This window comes from Methylobacterium sp. WL18 (genome assembly GCF_008040015.1).
GTDB classification, from domain to species: domain Bacteria; phylum Pseudomonadota; class Alphaproteobacteria; order Rhizobiales; family Beijerinckiaceae; genus Methylobacterium; species Methylobacterium mesophilicum.
Window position 1 is genome coordinate 1 of record NZ_VRVD01000694.1, and the last position, 2,337, is coordinate 2,337.

Sequence of the window (2,337 nt, forward strand, 5' to 3'; positions counted from 1 at the left end):
GTGCCTGTGGCCGCGTGCCGGTTGGTGGGCATCCGGTCAACTGCCGGACAGCCGCCAGGGGTCTTAAAGGATCGATGGTCGCAAGGGTGGATCCCTACGGCCGGCATCCAGGTGGCGACACCGGACCGGAGCCGGGCGCGACGGCGAGGCGATCCGGCACCGCTCTCGATCTGTTCGGCCCGGTCATCACACGCTCGACTGAGGACATCGCTCCGGCGGTCAGATGCCCGCTTCCGGACCGCTTGGGAAGCCCGCGCGACCCGGCCGCCGGTCGGGAATGCGCCGTTTTTGCAACGGCTGCGGCATAGGGCGGATCGCGTGGGGGAATACGGGTCGATCGGGCCCGAACCCCCTTGTTGTCGGGGGTCGTTCTCCGTATATGCGCCGTGCCCAATTTCGCACGTGCCTGTGGCCGCGTGCCGGTTGGTGGGCATCCGGTCAACTGCCGGACAGCCGCCAGGGGTCTTAAAGGATCGATGGTCGCAAGGGTGGATCCCTACGGCCGGCATCCAGGTGGCGACACCGGACCCCGACAACAACCGGCAGCCGGAGGCGAAACCGGCGAACCCCGCTCTCCACGGGGGACGCAGCTTAAAGCAACGACGAACGGGCTTTTTTGGTCTCGTCGGCCCTCCAAAGGCCGGCACCGAAGAGGCTTGTTTCTCTTTGCCCGGCGTGCGGTGGGGGTCCTCCCTTCCAATCCACGGCAGCTTCCGGGTGCTCTGCGCCCGCCTGGATCGACGCGTCTCCAAAGCGCTTCGGTCCGCGCGACGCATCGCCCCCTGACGCCGACGGCCCGTTGGGCCGTCACATCGACAGCGCGCCCGCCAGACGGGCGCTTGCGAACCCGTGCCGGGAGACGACCATGACCGATCGCATCCGTGATTTCCTGCGCGTGCGCCGTGACCTCGGTCAGGACGAGGGACCCGTGATGGTCCTCGACCTCGATGTCGTGCGCGACAACTACACCGCCTTCGCGCGCTCCCTGCCGGACACCCGCGTGTTCTACGCCGTGAAGGCCAACCCGGCCCCCGAGGTGCTGCGCCTGCTCGCCGAGATGGGCTCCTGCTTCGATACCGCCTCGGTGGCCGAGATGGAGATGGCGCTGGCCGCCGGCGCCACCCCGGACCGGATCTCCTTCGGCAACACCATCAAGAAGGAGCGCTGCATCGGCCGCGCGCTCAAACTCGGCATCCGCCTGTTCGCGGTGGATTGCCAGGCCGAGGTCGACAAGATCGCCCGGGCCGCCGAGGCCGTGGAGGTCGCGGCCTCCGACGTGCGCGTGTTCTGCCGCATCCTGTGCGACGGCGCCGGCGCCGACTGGCCGCTCTCGCGCAAGTTCGGCTGCGTGCCCGAGATGGCGACCGACGTGCTCGAGCACGCCCACCGGCACGGTCTGGAGGCCTACGGCATCTCGTTCCACGTCGGCTCGCAGCAGGGCAACACCGAGGCCTGGGACGGGGCGCTCGGCTCCGCGGCGGCGATCTTCCGCGAGTGTGCCGAGCGCGGCATCTTCCTGTCGATGGTCAATCTCGGCGGCGGCTTCCCGACCCAGTACCTCAAGGCGGTGCCGGGCGTGGAGAGCTACGGCGAGGCGATCTTCCGTGGCCTGACCAAGCATTTCGGCAACCGGATCCCGGAGACGATCATCGAGCCGGGCCGCGGCATGGTCGGCAATGCCGGCCTGATCGAGGCCGAGGTCGTGCTGGTGTCGAAGAAGTCCGCCGACGCCGACGAGGTGCGCTGGGTCTATCTCGACATCGGCAAGTTCGGCGGGCTCGCCGAGACCATGGACGAGTCGATCCGCTACCCGATCCGCACCACCCGGGACGGGGACCGGACCGAGCCCTGCGTCATCGCCGGGCCGACCTGCGATTCGGTGGACGTGCTCTACGAGCGGCAGCTCTACCCGCTGCCGGTCTCGCTCTCGATCGGCGACAAGGTCCTGATCGAGGGCACGGGCGCCTACACCACCACCTACGCGGCGGTGGCCTTCAACGGCTTCCCGCCCCTCCAGCAGATCGTCATCTGACTTCTTTCGGATCGTTCCGGCGGCCCACGGCCGCCGGACGCCGATCTCCGAAAGCCGCAGGGATGGAGGGCGCCCGGCCCGCCATCCAAGAAGAGCTTCTCCCGCTCGTCGGCCCGGGGAGGGCACGGTCATGATCGAGATCCGCGCGGAGCACCTCAACGACGTCCCGGCGCGCGAGCGCCTGCTGGACACCTGTTTTGCCGGCAATCGACGCGCCAGGACGTCGGAGCGCCTGCGCGAGGGACGGCGTCCCGCCCGCGGCCTCGCCTTCGCGGCGACCCGGACCGGCCGCCTCGTCGGCACCC

The 2,337-nt window shown here is 69.5% G+C and carries 1 protein-coding gene and 1 pseudogene; both read left to right on the forward strand.

Annotated elements, in window-relative coordinates; all coding sequences use genetic code 11:
• Positions 1–865: 865 nt before the first annotated feature.
• Positions 866–2,032 (forward strand): type III PLP-dependent enzyme, encoded by a 1,167-nt coding sequence (locus FV228_RS27090; RefSeq protein ID WP_147857345.1) that lies wholly within the window; start codon positions 866–868, stop codon positions 2,030–2,032.
• Positions 2,033–2,162: 130 nt separating this feature from the next.
• Positions 2,163–2,337 (forward strand): annotated as a pseudogene (locus FV228_RS34460) (GNAT family N-acetyltransferase); the annotation flags it as partial.